Here is a 17,636-nt window from a genome sequence, read left to right as displayed (position 1 = left end):
CCAATGCATCATGACTAGAAAAATCTGTTGGCATAACACTGGATGCTGAATCTTCCTAGCACCCTTTCGCTACTCCCATGAATAGATGAGAGAGTTTTACTCATGTTGGGATAAAAAAACTCCCCTGCCTTTTTTGTTGAGACAAGGAAGTTAGGGTTCATTACATCTTTTCTGGTGCATTTACACCCATTAATGCTAAACCGTTTGCTAGAGTTATTCGAACTGCTTTCATTAAGGCAATTCTTGCATTCGTGAGGTCTAGATTCTCCATATCGAGAACTTTCTCTGCATTATAAAAGCTGTGTAATAATGATGCTAAGTCAAAAACATATTGTGTAATTTTGTGTGGTGCATGCTTTTCTGCAGCATCTGCAATCACTTGTGGAAATTCACCCATCTTTTTCAACAAATCTACTTCTTTTTCTGCAGTAAGCAGAGATGAATCAAACGTTTGTTTAATATCAATACCTTTGCTTTCTGCTTGCTTTAACATCGTACAAATACGTGCATGTGCATATTGAACATAAAAGACTGGATTATCGTTTGATTGTGAACGAGCAAGCTCCACATCGAAGTCAAGCTGTGAGTCGTTTGATCTTGCTACAAAGAAATAGCGAACCGCATCGATTCCAACCTCATCCATTAGTTCTCTAAGTGACACTGCATTACCGGTGCGCTTACTCATACGAAGCTTCTCACCTTCTTCAAACAGATTTACCATCTGAATGATTTTCACATCTAATTTATCACCATCATAGCCAAGCGCTTGAATAGCAGCCTTCATTCTTGGAATATAGCCATGGTGATCTGCACCCCAAACATTTATCAGTTTATCGAAACCACGGTTAATTTTGTTTTGGTGATAGGCAATGTCTGGTGTTAAATACGTATATGCCCCATCATTCTTCACCAATACGCGATCTTTATCATCACCAAAATCCGTTGAACGGAACCATACTGCTCCATCCTGCTCGTAAACATAGTCCCCTGCTTTCAATTTGTTTAAAACATCATTTATTTCATCATTTTTATAAAGACTTCTTTCGGAGAACCAGTTATCAAACTGAACCCCAAAATCGTTCAAGTCTGTTTTGATTTTTCCTAATGTATATTCAAGCCCGTATTCCTTAAAGAATTCCAAACGTTCTTGCTCTGATTTGGTTGCCCATGTATCTCCGTGCTCTTCCGCTAAGTCTTTCCCTATTTGAAGAATATCTTGCCCACGATAACCATCCTCTGGCATTTCTGCATTTTGTCCCAATGCTTGTAAATACCTTGCGTTAACTGAACGAGCTAGATTATCAATTTGATTTCCAGCATCATTAATGTAGTATTCGCGTTCCACTTGGAAGCCTGCAGCTGCTAACACATTACAAAGCACATCTCCAAACGCTGCACCACGGGCATGTCCAAGATGTAAATTCCCTGTCGGGTTAACCGAAACAAACTCTACTTGAATTTTTGTGCCTTTGCCGAATTCTGTTTTTCCGTAATCAGATTCTGCATCCAGAATGGTAGGAATCAAATCAGTTAGAAAATCATTCTTCATAAAAAAGTTGATAAATCCAGGTCCAGCAATTTCTACTTTTTCAATCGATGCTTTTGATTGATCCAAGTTTGCTATAATATCCTCTGCAATTTGTCTTGGTGCCTTTTTCGCTATACGTGTTAATTGCATCGCAATATTTGTCGCAAAGTCACCATGTGACTTATCTTTTGGCTTCTCTAATATGACATCGGGTAAATCTGCTTCAGTCGCTAATCCGGCTGTTAATACTGCGGTACCAATTTGTTCTTTTAAAGTCGTCTCTGTTTGAGCCAATACGTTCATGGTTAGTCCTCCTTTTTATAGGTGAGCGTTAATGCATGGTTACGTTCATCCTGACCGTTTAACTTAACGGTATAATCAATATGTAACAGACCTTCTGAAAATTGGTCACCTACTTGATATCTTATGCTTTTCGTATATGTCTCCATATGGATATGTCCATGTGGGTGTGTATAGACATTTTCTGTAATGTGATTAGTTCGAAACTGTTGGTTCATTGATACAAGTCCTGATCGTTTGATACTGACCTTTTCAGGCTGTATCGTAATTAAATTTTTTATAACATAATTGTCCTCTGTTTTTTCTTCAAATGTAAGGACATCTAAGTTTTGCTTTTTAAAATACTTACCAGATTGTTTACTAGTGGTCGATTCCTTTTGTCCATTGTCATCAATTACCATATGTAATTCAACCCGTACTTGCTGCTCCATAAAATCGCCTTCCTACTTGCTCATATTGTACTATTATAGCGAGAAGTGACGTCGTTTTTCAATAGATAACATTATTCTCTCATCCACATCTAAATAACCACTACTAGAATTATGAAGATAGAAGTTTATTTCTCGTATTGTTTTCCTATAATGATAATAACTGACAAAATACGACAGAACAGATGGAGCTTGAAAACAATGGAGAAAACTATTCGAACAAAAAAAGCAAAGCGTGTTCTTCTTAAAGTATTCTTTGGCTTTTCCTTATTTGTTGTATCCTCTTTCTTACTTGTTTACCTTATTGCATTCTTACTTGGACCACCAAGCCTAGCAAATGAACAAAACACCGTTTATTACAGTGCAAATAATGAAGTGATTGGCGAAGAGCATGGATATGAAAATCGCCATTGGGTTGATTTAGAAAGTATGACACCAAGTATAATTGATGCCACATTGATGATTGAAGATCAGCATTTCTTTCAACATAATGGGTTTGATTTAAAAAGAATAGCTGGTGCGATATTAAAGGATATTAAAACAATGTCCTTAAAAGAGGGTGCTAGTACATTAACACAGCAATATGCCCGAAACTTATTTCTTTCCCATGAAAAAACATGGACTAGAAAGATTAAAGAAGCCTTTTATACGATTCGGCTTGAGATGTTTTATTCAAAAGAAGAAATATTAGAAGGATATCTTAACACAGTCTACTATGGTCATGGTGCATACGGAATCGAAGCCGCAAGTAACCACTTTTTCAATAAGTCAGCAAGTGAATTAACGATTGCTGAGGCCGCGATGCTAGCTGGCATTCCAAAGGGTCCCACCTATTACTCTCCATTTAATGACTCAGAGAGAGCAACCAATAGACAACAGCATATATTGAGGATCATGCATGACAAAGATGCAATATCGGAAGCGCAATATAAGCTTGCAAGCCAGGAGCAGCTTACCTATGCAGACCCACAAGAAAGAAAACAGCTAAGTATTGGTCCCTATTTTCAGGACACCGTCTTAACAGAAGCAGCTAATCGGTTAGATTTGGATAAGGAATCTGTTCGTTCTGGTGGCTATCAAATCTATACAACATTAGACATCACCATGCAAAAAGAGCTTGAAGAGAGCATTACCAATACGGTTACAGAATCAAGTGAGATGGAGGTTGGTGCTGTATCACTTGACCCAAAGAATGGTGCAATACGAGCTTTAGTTGGTGGACGTAATTATCGAGAAAGTCCTTACAATCGTGCTATTCAAGCAAAACGAATGCCAGGCTCATCATTTAAGCCGTTTCTGTATTATGCTGCACTTAATAATGGCTATACAGCAAGTACGAAACTGATGAGCAAGCCAACAGCCTTTGAGATTGAAGATGGTAAGGTCTATCAACCAAGCAATTTTAACGGCTATTATGCAAATGAGCCAATAACATTAGCACAAGCTTTAGCCTTATCCGATAACATTTATGCAGTAAAAACGAATATGTTTTTGGGAACAGAGACATTAGTTGATACAGCAAGAAAATTCGGTATTGCCAGTGATCTTCCTGCTGTTCCATCTTTAGCCCTAGGTACCGCAACAGTTACGGTTGAGGAGATGGTATCCGCTTATGGAATGTTAGCTAACGGTGGCTATAAAATCGATGGCCATACCATCGAAAAGATTGTGGACCGTGAAGGAGAAACGGTTTATGAACGGGATGATGACTCTAAATCAATGGTTCTTGATCCACAAAAAACATTTATCTTAACGCAATTGATGACAGGCATGTTTGATGAAGCATTAAATGGTTATATGTCTGTAACAGGAATATCAATTGCGGACAGATTATCTCGTACGTATGCTGGTAAGACAGGATCCACTGATTCAGATAGCTGGATGATAGGATTTAGTCCGACTCTTGTAACAGGAGTTTGGACTGGATTTGACGACAACCGCACCATATCATCTGGTCCAGAAAGATCTTTCTCAAAAGAAATATGGGCTACATTCATGGAGACTGCTCATAGTGACCAACCAGAAGAGCATTTTGACGCACCAAATGGCCTTGTCGCCATACCAATTGACCCTACTACAGGAGCCCGAGCAACACCTCAATGTCCAACAAGCACCGTGATGTTCTTTGAAGAAGGAACCGAACCTGAATATCACTGTTCTGAGCATTACTTTGGTGATGGTGAAAAAGAACACAATGCGAAGGATGATAAAAAAGGATTGTTCGAGCGTTGGTTTGACGTATTTTTCGACTAATCATGAAACCCTTTTCTCCCCTTACAACAAAAGAAGCCGACGTACAGCAAGGTTGTGCCTTGCGTGACGTCGGCTTCTTTTTTGTCCTAGTAATACATGAGTAAGCCCATGTAATAATTAGTTTACAAATTTCTTGAACAAAGTACAACATTTTCTCGCAACTTTCATGATTCAGTCACAAAATGTTCACTTTTTAAAAATTATTGTTATACTGTCAAAAAATGACCAACAAAATGGTGCTAACCATCAAAAGTAAGCTACAGCTCAAGCTTTTGTTGATTCAGCACCAAATCGTTAGTCCTATCACCTGTTAGGCTAATGCTTGCTTTATTTCCTCCGTAGAGTTCTTCCACATATCTGCATTAAACTCTTTTAAGTAATCTCGGAGAAGGTTTTTCGACTGGTCATCCATATGGTCCACAATAATGTTTCCCTTCAAAGCTTTTTCCATATGCTTGACATGCTCTGGCATTGATTTATATGCCAATTTAATGGAACGATCGACGCGGATTTCACAGCCTGTAACCCCTGCGTAATAAGGGCCATTTTCATTTCGTGCCACATTAACCCAAACAATCCAATATAGCTTTCCATTTGGTACTAATGACTTGTCTGGCTGAAATTTCACACGTCTTTCTACATCACTTCTAGCATGCATGGCACCCATATCTACATAGGCTTTATTTTCATTTGGATCGACTATAACCGAAGACATGTTTTCAAGGCTTATTGCTCCTACACCATAGCCACCATGTCCATCATTAGAATCGTCCTTTATAATTGTAAATGCATTTTTCTTATCTGAAGATTGATCAGCACTCATCAGCTAGCCTCCTTTTCAACTATCCTGTATTTTATTGTAGCATAGCTGTTGAACTGATTTCACGTATCCAACACTTAGTTCAGCTTTGTTTGTAATTCATTGATTAAGCTCCATGCTTCAGCCATTTCTTCATCGCTGTAATTTTGCTTTGGCTTTACAGCATGTACTTTCTCTTCTACTTCCTGCTTTGATAAGTCTTTAAAATATAGCATCGTAGAGACTAGTTCTAAGAAACGAGAGCTTCTTCCTTGTAATAGTGAGATACTCTCCGAGCAGTTCGGAATATCAATTGAAAATTGCTTCAAAAATTCTTGCCCATCTTCTGTTAAGGAATAATGATATTGAAAATAATTGCTTTTTACCTCTTTTTCTTCATGAATAAACCCTAAATTACATAATTCTTCAATGCGTAAGGATAGCTCCTCAGAATATGGCCCGTAGAAGTGAAATTGAAATTTTTCCTCAAATGGTACACCGAAGGATTGCAAAATATAGATCATTTTTTGTAGTTTCTTTCTCCCGGTAACCTGTTTTGCTTCCGAAAAAAACTGGATTAATTTTGTATGATTATCAAGCATCTGCTTACAACTCCTTGCTATATAAAATATCTGTGATTTCTTGGACTATTTTTTTATCTTCAATTGCTTGTAATAGATCTTTCGGGAAATAAAGCTTATGGTCCGTTCGTTTTTTACCCGAGATTGACTCAACAATATCAGAATGTCTCGAAAGCTCTTTTAGAGTGCCATTTGGCATTAATAAGTGGATTGGAAGTCGCTCTTCTTCCTCTCCAGGACGGTAAAAATCATATGGTAAATCAGATGAAGAGTCGACCACTAAGTAATAATCTGGATCGATTCCAGCGTCCTTAAATAACTGGTATAGCTTCATCCAATCATTCATTTGTTTATTCGGATTAAACTCGACATACTTAAATAGCCGACGATTCATGAATCGCTCACATAGATCCCTTAAAATCTCATCCTCTTCTTCCTGCCAGAGCTGGAAGTAATAATGTACGATTGACTCATCGAGTTTCAAATATTCTTCAAGTGATACATCTCCTGTAAAGAAGGAAAGAAAATGTAGTGGCTCAAGTTTAAACGCATACTCGGATTCATAAAGGTATTTCGCTCGATGCAGAATTTTCGTTAAAATGACTTCAGCACTTCTTGTCACAGGGTGAAAATACACTTGCCAGTACATTTGGTAGCGACTCATGATATAATCTTCAACCGCATGCATTCCGGAAGACTTAATAACAACTTGATCCTCTATCGGACGCATGACACGCAAAATACGCTCCATATCAAAATGCCCATAGCTAACGCCAGTAAAATAGGCATCACGCTGTAAATAATCCATTCTATCAGCATCTATTTGACTAGATATTAAACTAACAACAAGCTTGTCCGAATATGTTTTCGCAATAACATCCGCAACGTCTTGCGCAAAGCCGGGATGCACACGCTCTAGAATTTTATTTACGTATGTATCTCCCAAGATAATTTGCTGGGTAAAGTACTCGTGGTCTAGCTTAAATACCTTTTCAAAGGAATGAGAGAATGGCCCATGCCCTAAATCATGCAAAAGCGCTGCACAGAGACATAGCAAGCGTTGATCATTATTCCAGTGTGGACGATCCTGAAAATTAGAGATAATACGACGGACAATTTCATAAACACCTAAGGAATGATTAAACCGACTATGTTCAGCACCATGAAACGTAATATTTGTCGTTCCAAGCTGTTTGATTCTGCGGAGACGCTGAAATTCAGGGGTTGCAATTAGATCCCAAATAACACGATCACGAACATGTACATAGCGGTGCACCGGATCTTTAAATACCTTCTCCTCATGCAATTGTTCATCTTTATATGACAAAATACTTCAACTCGTTTCTATTCGACGATTTTGTTATTATTATATAATAGATAACTAGGTGAAAAAAGACATAATTCACAAGTTCTGAAGGAGATTAACATGAAAAATTGGAGAGACATCATACACCATACGACATTCCGCTACATCGACCATACGGAAGAAAAATATTTTCATAATGTGCCAAACACTGCGCTAACCTCATTTGCAATTGATGATGCACTAGCGACTTCTGTTAGCAATCATCAATCCCCTCCTACGATTCGCCTTTGGGTTCATCCTAAGACAATTGTTTTGGGAATACCAGATGCACGTTTACCTTATTTAGATGAGGGCGTTAGACTATTAGCTGATCATGGTTATCAGGCCATTGTAAGGAATTCTGGTGGTTTAGCAGTAGCACTAGATGAGGGTGTTCTAAATCTTTCACTGGTTCTCCCCGGGGTAAAAGATATATCCATTCATGAATGCTACGAGGCAATGGTTCGATTTATTGAATATATGCTCCGTGATATAACACAAGAAATTCAGGCATATGAAATTGTCGAATCGTATTGCCCCGGTGATTATGATTTAAGTATTAACGGAAAAAAATTTGCCGGTATTTCTCAAAGGCGGGTTCGAGATGGTGCAGCTATTCAAATCTATTTGGATGTAGAAGGTGATAGCCATCATCGTGCATCGCTTATTCGAGAATTTTACAGGGTTAGTCTTCGGGGTGCAGAAACCAAATTTACCTATCCGAACGTAAATCCAGAGGTAATGGACTCTTTGTCGAATCTTACCGGACATGCTATTACCGTAAACGACATGAAGCGACGCGCCTTGACTGTATTGCGGGAATTAAGTGATGTTGTCGAGATGGATTTTTCGAACGAGGAGATACGTGAGTTTGAAAAACGATATGAACAAATGATGAAACGTAATGATAAAATTATCAATCTACAGAAGTAATAGTGTGGAAGCTTAATGAATTCGAATTAAGCTTCCACTTTTTTTACGCTCTGACCCTCCAGTAGGTCTATGGATTCATTTTTTTCCATTTTTTATAAAAAAGAAGGGATTTTTTGTCAATTTATAGAATAACTTGTAGAACTTATAATCTAGGAGGAGTTAAGAAATGGAAAGACAAGGAAATAATTTAGGTTTGTCTATTCTCGGTGCTCTATTAGCAGCAGTAGTTGGTGGAGCAATTTGGGCAATAATTGCTATTGTTTCAGATTATGAAATAGGCATTGTTGCTTGGGGAATTGGTGGCCTAGCAGGCTATCTCGTATACCAATTTGCAAAGGGCTCTATTACTGCTTTACACCAAATCATTGCAGTAGTTGGTAGTATCTTTGGAATAATATTAGGAAAGTATTTCATTTTAGGGTATTTCTATAATTATGAAAGTGTTTCTGGCATGTTCCAAAGTGATACGATGTCCGTATTTGCCGACGAATTCACAGTGCTATTTAGTGGTATGGATTTTGTCTTTATTTTATTGGCAGTTGTGACTGCTTGGCAATTACCAGTACAACTTATGCAAAAAGCTGTACAGAAAAGACCAGTTATTGAATCTCCAACAGAATCTGCAGCTGAATAAGGACTAATTATTTATTTATACGAATCATTACATGTAAAAATCCCTTCCGTAGAAATGTAAAATAGCCTCTTCAACAGACGGCTACAATCTACTTGAAGGGAATTTTCTTTTATAGAATTGAAGATCTAGTCAAATGAATAGGTATTCGAATTGAATCGTGCAGTAGTTACATAAAACGAATAAACAACGAAGCCACCTAGCAACAACGATTGAATATTGTTACTAGCTGGCTTATTCTTAACTGGAAATAAAGTTACGATTCATTAGCGACTTATTATTGAACTGCTTGAGCAGCAGTAATGAGCGCTAAATTATAGACATCCTCCGCGCTACAGCCTCGAGATAGGTCATTAACAGGCATATTTAATCCTTGTAGGATTGGACCTACCGCTTCAAATCCACCTAAGCGTTGTGCGATTTTATACCCAATATTCCCTGCCTCCAGACTTGGGAATACAAATACATTCGCATCTCCTTGGATTAGGGCATCTGGTGCTTTTTTAGCGGCAACACTCGGAACAAATGCAGCGTCAAATTGAAACTCTCCATCAATTACTAACGATGTATTCTTTTCCTTCGCTAGCTTAAGTGCTTCCACAACCTTCTCTGTCTCCTCCGATTTGGCGGAGCCCTTCGTTGAAAAGCTAAGCATTGCAACTCTTGGATCTACACCAAATAACTTAGCAGTCTCAGCAGATTCCACCGCAATCTCTGCTAAATCATTACTATCTGGTGAAATATTAATGGCACAATCAGCAAATACATATTTTTCATCATCTCTTACCATGATAAATACACCTGATGTTTTCTTAACGCCTTCTTTTGTTTTAATAATTTGAAGTGCTGGACGTACAGTGTCAGCAGTTGAATGTGCTGCCCCACTTACAAGTCCATCCGCTTCATTCATATAAACAAGCATTGTACCAAAATAATTTTCATCTAGTAAAATCTTGCGTGCATCTTCTTCTGAAGCTTTCCCTTTACGGCGTTCAACAAATTTTTGGACCATTTCATCAAATTTTTCATAGCTTTGAGGATCTAATACAGTAGTCGTATGAATATCAACATTTAATTCCGTTGCTTTTTGCTGAATAGCTTCTTTATTTCCAACAAGTATTGGACGTAATACTCCTTCTGTATCTAGTCTACTTGCTGCTGTAAGAATTCTTTCATCTAACCCTTCTGGAAAAACAATGGACTTGTCTTTCCCATTTACCTGAGCTTTTACTTCTTCAAATAAGTTACTCATTTTTTTACCTCCATTTGCTGTATGTTCTTAATATGTATCAACTGCTAGAAATGTTGCACATAATGATGCTATAAAACCAAATATCATGATAGTACAAATATGCCTTAAATTAAAGAAATCTCCCTTATGATAAATGACAATATGGTGACAATAAACGTGACAATCCTGTTAACACTGGAACAAACCTTATTCTATCAACCTTTTCAGGATGTCCTTTTAAATGTCTTGCTCATGAATATCAACAATAATTGTGATATAGTAAACATATGAAAATCAAACTTTAAGGAGAGATACATAATGGTAGAAGCTGTCGAAACAATGGATGGTTGGTATAGTTTACACGACTTTCGTACAATAGATTGGAACTTCTGGAAAACGGCAACACCAGAAGAACAACAAGAAGCAATTGCAAGCTTTGAAGCATTAATAGAAAAATGGGATGCTGTCGAGGAAGCAAAAAACGGTTCGCATGCTATGTATAAAATTGTTGGGCAAAAAGCAGATTTAATGTTTATGTTCCTTCGCCCAACTATGGAAGAATTAACGGAGCTAGAAACAGAGCTGAATAAATCAAAATTTGCGGAGTACTTAACTCCTGCACATTCCTATGTATCTGTTGTGGAGCTTTCGAAATATCGTCCAGCCAAAGATGGTATTGATCCAGAAACGTTACCAGAAACTCAAGCCCGTCTAAAGCCTATTCTTCCAAAATGGGAGCATGCTTGCTTCTATCCAATGGACAGACGTCGACAAGGTGAAGAGAACTGGTATACATTAGAAAAAGATGTACGTGGTAAAATGCTTTATGAACACAGTAAAACAGGACGCAAATATGCTGGTAAAGTAAAACAAATCATTACAGGCTCCATTGGGTTGGATGACTGGGAATGGGGCGTTACATTGTTTGCACATGAGCCACTCCAATTCAAAAAAATTGTTTATGAAATGCGTTTTGATGAAGTAAGCTCTCGTTATGGTGAATTTGGTGAGTTTTATGTTGGAAACATCCTGAATAAAGAAGAAATCGGTAAATTCTTGGAAGTTTAATAAAAATTGAAGGACTTTCTGTTTCGACAGGAGGTCTTTTTTTGTTGTATTTATCGAAATGCTAAAGATTCCTGCTAAAAGGCTAAAGCGTCATCAAAACCCTCTTTAATAACTGTAACGCTGAAAACAACCACCTATCTCCACACCTACTTCACCATAAATTTTCATTTATCCGAATTAATTTCTCTTGTCATATCACTTTCCGCCCAATCATACATATAATCATAGTAGACCTTGGATAGAAATGAGGTGTACGAATGGCCGTTATACCCTTTAAAGAAAATGATGTACAATTATTGGCTCGATTAATCCGCGCAGAAGCAGAAGGCGATGGTCAATTAGGAATGTTGATGGTTGGCAATGTAGGCGTAAATAGGGTTAGAGCTGACTGCTTAGACTTTAAGGATATTCGGAATATAAATGATATGGTTTATCAAAGTCCTGGTGGTTTTGAAGCTACACAAAAGGGTTATTTTTATCAACGTGCTAGAGAAACCGAGAAGAGATTAGCAAGAAGAACAATTCAAGGGGAAAGGTTTCATCCTGCCACGAACTCACTATGGTTTTTTAGACCAGCTGGGGCTTGTCCTGCTCAATGGTTTAATCAATGGAATAGCGGAAGGTTTAAAGCACACTGTTTCTATTCACCAACCGCTGAAAATTGTCCAACTGTATTTTAAAACAATATTATTAGGAGGTTTTTGTTATGTCAGACAATCAAGGAAAGTCACAACACAGTGCAAACTTCGGGCAACAACCTTATTACTATTACCCACAAACATCACCAGCTTACTATCCAGCTTTTAATTATCGTCAATTTGGTTACCCACAACAGCCGCAACCTACGCAGCAGCAACCACAACAGCAACCGTTTATCGATGTTCCAGGAATGTTACCAGCAGAGCAATCGTATATTGAAAATATCTTACGATTAAATCGAGGAAAAGTAGCAACTGTTTATATGACATTTGAAAATAACGAAGAATGGAATGCAAAAGTGTTTAGGGGAATTATTGAAGCTGCTGGTCGAGATCATATCATACTTAGCGATCCGCAAACTGGAAAGCGTTACTTATTGTTAATGGTTTATCTCGATTATATTACGTTTGATGAAGAATTAAATTATGAGTATCCATACGGAAGCACCGGGCAAATGTCAACCTATTCTCCTAGATAATCAGATTCGTTGGTTATTAGAACAATAAATTGCTATGACCGTAATAAAATTTAAAAGGATGGTACCAAGAGTAGTACCATCCTTTTCTTACATATTGTTAGTGTGAGGCGATTCCATGAGACATCCCTATGAAAAATTCATTCGTGGCGAACTAGTTGCAATTGTACTTGCTGTACTTTTTGGACTTATTGCTTTAATTCAAGGTGTCTTCTTTTTGATAATTATCTGTTTGTATTTAGTTGCAGCAAGCCTTGTCTGCGATGGTCTTATCGCATTATACATGCGAAGCCAAGTTCATGGTATAAAACAACTATTACGTTCCGTATTAATATTTCTATTTGCAACCTTCTTGCTTCTATTTTTATAAGAATTTAACGATTGCATAGCCAAGAAGTATCCAGCCAGCTAGGAATAATAATCCTCCAATTGGTGTTATCATCGCAAACGTTTTTATCCCAGAAGTTGAATAGATGTATAAACTTCCGGAGAATAAGATGATTCCAATAAAGAATAACCATCCCGCCCAATTGAGACTTGCGACTTGATATTTCATTAAGATTAATCCTGTCACAAGCAATGCAACGGTGTGAAACATTTGATAGGTTACAGCTTTTTCCCATGTGTTTAAGGCTTTTTCGGTGAGCTTCCCTTCTAAACCATGTGCTCCGAATGCTCCAAGCGCAACAGCTAAGAAGCCATTGATCACTCCTAGTACTAAAAATAACTTCACTACATTCACTCGCTTCCCTTTTTAAAAATCAAAAATTGAATCTCCATTACCATCATCATCTAGCTCAACTGATTTTTTAAATGGTTGAGCTTGCTTTGAATTTCCTGATTTCTCCTCACCAACCATTGCCTTTAATTCAGCAGAGCTGATTTCCATCTGATTCGGATTAGAAGTAGTCTGAGAATTATCTTCTGTCAGAAATAAATCACATAACAAACGTATATTAGCAATATGCTTTAACATTTCGGGTTGGTTATGCTGTTCTTGCTTTGCTTGCTCTAATTCACGCGTCATCTTTTGCAAAATCGTATCATTTGCGACTGCCATATAGACACTCCTCTTATGTAAAAATCATTCTACTTTATCATACAGAATAATACCGGTATCTCAAAGTGAAACCTCACCCATCGAGAACGGTAAACAAAACTACACAAACTAAATCTTGATAAAATTGCATAATAAAAAGCCTTGATAATTCAAGACTTCTGCACGTCAAGGAATATACTAACAATCATAGCGTTAGTTTCCGAGAATGTTATTTATGCACTCTGTTGCTCTTTCTCTTCCAAATAGCGATTGAAAACCCATTGCAAAAAATCCATTTCTTCGTTCGTTAGATCTCTCTTTAGCTTCGATTCTATGTCTTTATAAAGCTCTAAGTTACTACATAATTGCAAGCAGCTTTTCATACGCTAAAATTCCCCCTCCGAACTATGCTATTATCTATATAATAACGCCCACCTATTATAGACGCAATATCGATTTATAAAATAGGAAATTCGAACTAGAAAACCTAACTTATTCTCGCATTAAATTAACATCAATGCTTCTCACTCTATAAATATACATTTTGACAAATATTTATTCGTAATCTATACTAGGAAAGTTGGTTTATAATTAACTAAAAGAAACATAATCTAATAATATAATATGGTTTTTAGGAGGATTCCGGATGAAAAGTAAATTTTCGCTAATTGAACATCTTAAATTTATTATTCCCTCTCTTATTGGTATTTTATTATTCATTATTCCTGTTCAGACTAAGGATGGATTTACCATCCCAATTGCCATACTAGCGAATTGGATTCAGGATTTACTCGCTGATCAATTATCGTTTATTATGATGATTATTATAACTCTAACAGCTTTCCTTACTGTTTTAGCGAAGATAATTGGTCGTGATCGTTTAGACAAAACACCTTTCTTCCAAAACCTACTTTTAGTCAATTGGTTTTGGACAATAACAAGAGTACTTGCCGCTGTATTTGCAATTATGGTGTATTATAAAATCGGTCCTGAAGCAGTACATGGAGAAGATACTGGACAATTATTATTAGATAGCTTACTTCATGTTTTATTTGCTGTCTTTTTATTTGCTGGATTATTCTTACCACTATTGATGAACTTTGGCTTAATGGAGCTTTTCGGAACTTTAGCAACAAAGTTTATGCGGCCTTTATTTAAACTACCAGGGAGATCCTCTATTGACGCATTAGCATCTTGGATTGGTGATGGAACAATTGGGGTACTACTTACAAGTAAACAATATGAAGATGGCTATTACTCGAAGCGCGAGGCAGCAGTTATTGGTACAACATTTTCCGTAGTTTCTATCACCTTTACACTCGTAGTTATTGAAGAAGTGGGTCTTGGCCATATGTTTATACCGTTTTACCTTACGGTGTTGGGAGCTGGTCTTATTGCTGCATTAATCATGCCAAGGATACCACCACTCTCCAGAAAACCTGATTCTTATGTCAATGAACAGGCAACAGGAATTGAGGAGAAACTTCCAGAAGGATATAACTCCTTAACATTCGGTTATGAAAAAGCAGTAAAGCGCGCAAAGAAAGAGTCTAGCTTCTATCAGTTTCTGAAAGATGGAAGCCAAAATGTATTAGATATGTGGATGGGGGTAGCCCCTGTTGTAATGGCACTTGGCCTTGTCGCGCTAATAATTGCTGAATATACACCTTTATTTCAATGGTTAGGGACACCGTTTATCCCCATCTTAGAACTTATGCAAGTACCATTTGCCCACGAGGCTTCTGAAACAATTCTTATTGGTTTTGCGGATATGTTCTTACCTTCTGTCATTGGGGCTTCAATAGAGGCAGAGATAACCCGTTTCATTATCGCTGCTCTATCGGTTACGCAATTAATTTACATGTCAGAAGTTGGGGGATTATTGTTAGGTTCTAAGGTGCCAGTTTCCTTTAAGGATTTAGCGATTATCTTCTTATTAAGGACGATTATTACGTTGCCTATCATCGTTCTTGTGGCACATATCTTGTTCTAATAAATCAAGACAAAAGAGCAATCCGTAAATGGATTGCTCTTTTTTTGGTTAATAAACCAACCTCTAGTTTGGTTTATTACCAAATCTATTCTAGAAAAAGGGGGGCTACTTATATATACGAAAGTTTTTCGAGAAAAGTTTCATTTATCCTGAAATATTTAACGATTTTTTCATATGGGTTAACTTCCCTTCAACAAATGGCTGGCTTACGGTAAGAACTGGTGTACTAGACAGTGCCCATACGGTTAGAACAGAAATTCCGACTAACCCAATAACATCCATAATAGTAGTCACATGGAATAGTTCGTATGCGCGAAAATACTGGATAATGAACCCATGTAATAGGTAAACATATAAGGTTCTTTCACCTAAATGGGTAAAGCTGTATCGCTTCGTTGGAACCCAGGCTAGCACACTAGCAGCCATTAATGTTGAGGTTACATAAACAAGTAATCTAGCGATTCCTCCGAACTCTTGCATTCCTAAGTCATAATATGATTTCGATGCTAATAGCCAACCGGTGTTGATTTCTGGTGCAAAATAAATGGCAAGTGCTGTAGCTGTGAGTATCAACCCTGCTATGACTTGAATGCCCTTTCGCTTCAAGTACATGAGATGCTTCTCTTTTAGCCAAAATCCCAATAGGAAGAATGGAAAGAATACAAATGTTCTTGATAGACTAAAATAATGTCCTACGCCAGCTAAATAGCCTACAAGAATCCCTAAAGCTACTGCTACGGATAAACTGATAATAGGTGGTATTTTTTTAAACCAATATAATAACAAATGCCAACTAAATAAACTAATTAAAAACCATAAGGACCAATGAGGATAGAATATATCGGTTAACCAATTCGATTTTCCAATGAAGTAATAATAAGAAGAATAGGTTAATTGAAATATGAAATATGGCAGAAGTAATTTCTTAGCGAGCTTTATGAAATATCCGCTATCTCCAAACCCTTTGGCAAAAAATCCTGCTAGAAATATAAATGCTGGCATATGAAACGTATAAATCCAAGTATATAAGGCGTGCATTTCTAACGAACCAGCAATAAAGGGTTGGATTACATGACCGAAAACAACTAAGAGAATAAGAAGTAATTTCGCATTATCAAAGAAGGCGTTACGCTCCAAGATGCTCATTCCTTTACTATAGTATTGTTGGGGGTAATACTTTTCTACCCGCTTCAACACAGTAATACGCACTGACCAGTACGATTTATTGTGGTTGTTAACATCATGTAAATGGAATGAAAGATTGATAATGGAATGTAATGTAGGTTCCAATAGATGGATAATTACAATCACTGCTATTGGTGAAACTTAATTACCAAAAAGTAGAAATCACTCTTTGCTTTGCATTTTCCCAATAGAAAAACCCTCATAAATGAGGGCTTATACATTACTGCGCTTTCTTCTTGGTTGTAGTCGTTTTTCGTTTTTTGGGTTGTTTCGGCTTCGGTTTATCTTTCTTCGCTCTTTCTAAGGATGCTTGTAATGCATCCATCAGATCGGTTACGTTATCAGGTTTCGGTTTATCTTTTGCTGTAGTAGTTTGATCTTGATTCTTCTTCTCTTCAATTAACTCTAATAATGCAGTACGATAATCATCCTTATATTTCTCGGGTTCAAATTCAGTGGTTAACTGTTCAATAAGCATTTTTGCAGTATCGATTTCCTTTTTCGCGGTCTCTACTTTTTCCGGAACATTCGGTACTTCCTTTACGTCACGAACTTCATCTGGGTAATGTATGGTTTCAACCACAAGTGTGTTTTGATAGATACGGATAACTGCAAGCTGCTCTTTAGAGCGAATCATCATTTTGGCCACACCGATTTTCCCAGTCTCCTCCAGGGCGGCACGGAGTAAACCATACGCTTTACTCCCCCCTTCATTTGGTGACAAATAATAGCTTTTTTCGAAGTAAATCGGGTCAATATCTTCTAATTTAACAAAATCTACAATTTCAACTGCCTTATCTTCTTGCTCCTTCTTTAACTCAGCAAGATCGTCCTCATCCAAAACGACAAATTTATTTTTGGCGTATTCATACGCCTTTACGATATCATCATTACCAACTTCTTTTTCACAAACCGGACAAACCTTCTCATATTTTATTGGCGATTTACATTCCTTGTGTAGCTGCCTTAAGGAAACATCTTTATTTTCTGTTGCAGCATGCATTTTAACAGGGATATTGACAAGTCCAAAGCTAATGGTGCCTTTCCACATCGTATGCATCATCATACCTCCCTTTTTCCCATAGTTTGTCGAAAATAGATAATTTTAATCCATTCTGGTTATTTTCCCCGATTTATAGCATTTTAAA

Annotated in this window: 19 protein-coding genes; 8 read left to right on the top strand and 11 right to left on the bottom strand. The window is 37.2% G+C overall.

The window, feature by feature from the left end; translation table 11 throughout:
* Positions 1–160: 160 nt before the first annotated feature.
* A complete protein-coding gene (gene argS, locus ABC228_RS08630; protein ID WP_345824713.1) occupies positions 161–1,831 on the bottom strand; it encodes an arginine--tRNA ligase in 1,671 nt (556 codons plus the stop codon).
* A 2-nt stretch (positions 1,832–1,833) separates the two neighbouring features.
* Complete coding sequence (locus tag ABC228_RS08625; protein ID WP_345824712.1) at positions 1,834–2,259, bottom strand: YwiB family protein; 426 nt, start codon at positions 2,257–2,259, stop codon at positions 1,834–1,836.
* Positions 2,260–2,457: 198 nt separating this feature from the next.
* On the opposite strand from ABC228_RS08625, the gene ABC228_RS08620 reads away from it, so the two are divergent.
* Positions 2,458–4,509, top strand: coding sequence for a transglycosylase domain-containing protein (locus ABC228_RS08620; protein ID WP_345824711.1), 2,052 nt, complete (start codon positions 2,458–2,460; stop codon positions 4,507–4,509).
* A gap of 310 nt (positions 4,510–4,819) precedes the next feature.
* Here the strand turns inward: ABC228_RS08620 and ABC228_RS08615 are convergent, their stop codons facing one another.
* The 3 genes from ABC228_RS08615 to ABC228_RS08605 all read right to left on the bottom strand — a co-directional run bounded on the left by ABC228_RS08615 (position 4,820) and on the right by ABC228_RS08605 (position 7,216).
* On the bottom strand, positions 4,820–5,332 hold the full coding sequence (locus tag ABC228_RS08615; protein ID WP_345824710.1) for a YwhD family protein: 513 nt from the start codon (positions 5,330–5,332) through the stop codon (positions 4,820–4,822).
* 74 nt (positions 5,333–5,406) lie between these two features.
* Positions 5,407–5,910, bottom strand: coding sequence for a YwgA family protein (locus ABC228_RS08610; RefSeq protein WP_345824709.1), 504 nt, complete (start codon positions 5,908–5,910; stop codon positions 5,407–5,409).
* 4 nt (positions 5,911–5,914) lie between these two features.
* Entirely contained in the window at positions 5,915–7,216 is a 1,302-nt protein-coding gene (locus ABC228_RS08605) for an HD domain-containing protein (RefSeq protein WP_345824708.1), read from the bottom strand.
* 99 nt (positions 7,217–7,315) lie between these two features.
* On the opposite strand from ABC228_RS08605, the gene ABC228_RS08600 reads away from it, so the two are divergent.
* Together ABC228_RS08600 and ABC228_RS08595 are read left to right on the top strand one after the other, a co-directional pair.
* Positions 7,316–8,167 (top strand): lipoate--protein ligase family protein, encoded by an 852-nt coding sequence (locus ABC228_RS08600; protein WP_345824707.1) that lies wholly within the window; start codon positions 7,316–7,318, stop codon positions 8,165–8,167.
* A gap of 166 nt (positions 8,168–8,333) precedes the next feature.
* Positions 8,334–8,801: a hypothetical protein gene (locus ABC228_RS08595; RefSeq protein WP_345824706.1), complete on the top strand. Its 468-nt coding sequence runs from the start codon at positions 8,334–8,336 to the stop codon at positions 8,799–8,801.
* Positions 8,802–9,075: 274 nt separating this feature from the next.
* Here the strand turns inward: ABC228_RS08595 and pta are convergent, their stop codons facing one another.
* Positions 9,076–10,050, bottom strand: a complete 975-nt coding sequence (gene pta / locus ABC228_RS08590) for a phosphate acetyltransferase (protein WP_345824705.1) — start codon at positions 10,048–10,050, stop codon at positions 9,076–9,078.
* A 297-nt stretch (positions 10,051–10,347) separates the two neighbouring features.
* Between pta and hemQ the strand changes: the two genes are divergently transcribed.
* The 4 genes from hemQ (at position 10,348) to ABC228_RS08570 (ending at position 12,641) form a co-directional block, all read left to right on the top strand.
* Entirely contained in the window at positions 10,348–11,097 is a 750-nt protein-coding gene (gene hemQ, locus ABC228_RS08585; protein WP_345824704.1) for a hydrogen peroxide-dependent heme synthase, read from the top strand.
* 257 nt (positions 11,098–11,354) lie between these two features.
* Positions 11,355–11,777 carry a cell wall hydrolase gene (locus ABC228_RS08580; protein WP_345824703.1) on the top strand — a complete coding sequence of 141 codons (423 nt, stop codon included), beginning with the start codon at positions 11,355–11,357 and terminating at the stop codon, positions 11,775–11,777.
* Between the two features lie 26 nt (positions 11,778–11,803).
* Positions 11,804–12,274, top strand: coding sequence for a spore coat protein GerQ (gerQ, locus tag ABC228_RS08575; RefSeq protein ID WP_345824702.1), 471 nt, complete (start codon positions 11,804–11,806; stop codon positions 12,272–12,274).
* 115 nt (positions 12,275–12,389) lie between these two features.
* Positions 12,390–12,641, top strand: a complete 252-nt coding sequence (locus ABC228_RS08570; RefSeq protein WP_345824701.1) for a hypothetical protein — start codon at positions 12,390–12,392, stop codon at positions 12,639–12,641.
* On the opposite strand, the gene ABC228_RS08565 is transcribed toward ABC228_RS08570, so the two are convergent.
* The 3 genes from ABC228_RS08565 to ABC228_RS08555 all read right to left on the bottom strand — a co-directional run bounded on the left by ABC228_RS08565 (position 12,636) and on the right by ABC228_RS08555 (position 13,693).
* Positions 12,636–13,004 (bottom strand): DUF423 domain-containing protein, encoded by a 369-nt coding sequence (locus tag ABC228_RS08565; RefSeq protein ID WP_345824700.1) that lies wholly within the window; start codon positions 13,002–13,004, stop codon positions 12,636–12,638. The genes ABC228_RS08570 and ABC228_RS08565 overlap by 6 nt on opposite strands.
* A 21-nt stretch (positions 13,005–13,025) precedes the next feature.
* Positions 13,026–13,331 carry a YwdI family protein gene (locus ABC228_RS08560; protein ID WP_345824699.1) on the bottom strand — a complete coding sequence of 102 codons (306 nt, stop codon included), beginning with the start codon at positions 13,329–13,331 and terminating at the stop codon, positions 13,026–13,028.
* Positions 13,332–13,543: 212 nt separating this feature from the next.
* Entirely contained in the window at positions 13,544–13,693 is a 150-nt protein-coding gene (locus ABC228_RS08555) for a hypothetical protein (RefSeq protein ID WP_345824698.1), read from the bottom strand.
* Positions 13,694–13,956: 263 nt separating this feature from the next.
* Here ABC228_RS08555 and ABC228_RS08550 point away from each other — a divergent pair, with 263 nt between their 5' ends.
* Entirely contained in the window at positions 13,957–15,303 is a 1,347-nt protein-coding gene (locus ABC228_RS08550) for a YjiH family protein (RefSeq protein WP_345824697.1), read from the top strand.
* Positions 15,304–15,447: 144 nt separating this feature from the next.
* On the opposite strand, the gene ABC228_RS08545 is transcribed toward ABC228_RS08550, so the two are convergent.
* Both ABC228_RS08545 and ku read right to left on the bottom strand, forming a co-directional pair.
* A complete protein-coding gene (locus tag ABC228_RS08545; RefSeq protein WP_345824696.1) occupies positions 15,448–16,440 on the bottom strand; it encodes an acyltransferase family protein in 993 nt (330 codons plus the stop codon).
* 268 nt (positions 16,441–16,708) lie between these two features.
* On the bottom strand, positions 16,709–17,548 hold the full coding sequence (ku, locus tag ABC228_RS08540) for a non-homologous end joining protein Ku (RefSeq protein ID WP_345824695.1): 840 nt from the start codon (positions 17,546–17,548) through the stop codon (positions 16,709–16,711).
* Positions 17,549–17,636 lie beyond the last annotated feature (88 nt).

It is taken from the genome of Ornithinibacillus xuwenensis (assembly GCF_039614845.1).
GTDB classification, from domain to species: Bacteria; Bacillota; Bacilli; order Bacillales; family Amphibacillaceae; genus Ornithinibacillus; species Ornithinibacillus xuwenensis.
This window is presented reverse-complemented; position numbering and strand designations above follow the sequence as displayed.

What these genes read in the sequence shown, in the direction of transcription:
- ABC228_RS08580 (WP_345824703.1), top strand. Translation starts at nt 11,355, where the DNA reads ATGGCCGTTATACCCTTTAAAGAAAATGATGTACAATTATTGGCTCGA.
- ABC228_RS08620 (WP_345824711.1), top strand. Translation starts at nt 2,458, where the DNA reads ATGGAGAAAACTATTCGAACAAAAAAAGCAAAGCGTGTTCTTCTTAAA.
- hemQ (WP_345824704.1), top strand. Translation starts at nt 10,348, where the DNA reads ATGGTAGAAGCTGTCGAAACAATGGATGGTTGGTATAGTTTACACGAC.
- pta (WP_345824705.1), bottom strand. Translation starts at nt 10,050, where the DNA reads ATGAGTAACTTATTTGAAGAAGTAAAAGCTCAGGTAAATGGGAAAGAC.
- ABC228_RS08570 (WP_345824701.1), top strand. Translation starts at nt 12,390, where the DNA reads ATGAGACATCCCTATGAAAAATTCATTCGTGGCGAACTAGTTGCAATT.
- ABC228_RS08550 (WP_345824697.1), top strand. Translation starts at nt 13,957, where the DNA reads ATGAAAAGTAAATTTTCGCTAATTGAACATCTTAAATTTATTATTCCC.
- ABC228_RS08600 (WP_345824707.1), top strand. Translation starts at nt 7,316, where the DNA reads ATGAAAAATTGGAGAGACATCATACACCATACGACATTCCGCTACATC.
- ABC228_RS08615 (WP_345824710.1), bottom strand. Translation starts at nt 5,332, where the DNA reads ATGAGTGCTGATCAATCTTCAGATAAGAAAAATGCATTTACAATTATA.
- ABC228_RS08560 (WP_345824699.1), bottom strand. Translation starts at nt 13,331, where the DNA reads ATGGCAGTCGCAAATGATACGATTTTGCAAAAGATGACGCGTGAATTA.
- argS (WP_345824713.1), bottom strand. Translation starts at nt 1,831, where the DNA reads ATGAACGTATTGGCTCAAACAGAGACGACTTTAAAAGAACAAATTGGT.
- gerQ (WP_345824702.1), top strand. Translation starts at nt 11,804, where the DNA reads ATGTCAGACAATCAAGGAAAGTCACAACACAGTGCAAACTTCGGGCAA.
- ABC228_RS08625 (WP_345824712.1), bottom strand. Translation starts at nt 2,259, where the DNA reads ATGGAGCAGCAAGTACGGGTTGAATTACATATGGTAATTGATGACAAT.
- ABC228_RS08610 (WP_345824709.1), bottom strand. Translation starts at nt 5,910, where the DNA reads ATGCTTGATAATCATACAAAATTAATCCAGTTTTTTTCGGAAGCAAAA.
- ABC228_RS08595 (WP_345824706.1), top strand. Translation starts at nt 8,334, where the DNA reads ATGGAAAGACAAGGAAATAATTTAGGTTTGTCTATTCTCGGTGCTCTA.
- ABC228_RS08555 (WP_345824698.1), bottom strand. Translation starts at nt 13,693, where the DNA reads ATGAAAAGCTGCTTGCAATTATGTAGTAACTTAGAGCTTTATAAAGAC.
- ku (WP_345824695.1), bottom strand. Translation starts at nt 17,548, where the DNA reads ATGCATACGATGTGGAAAGGCACCATTAGCTTTGGACTTGTCAATATC.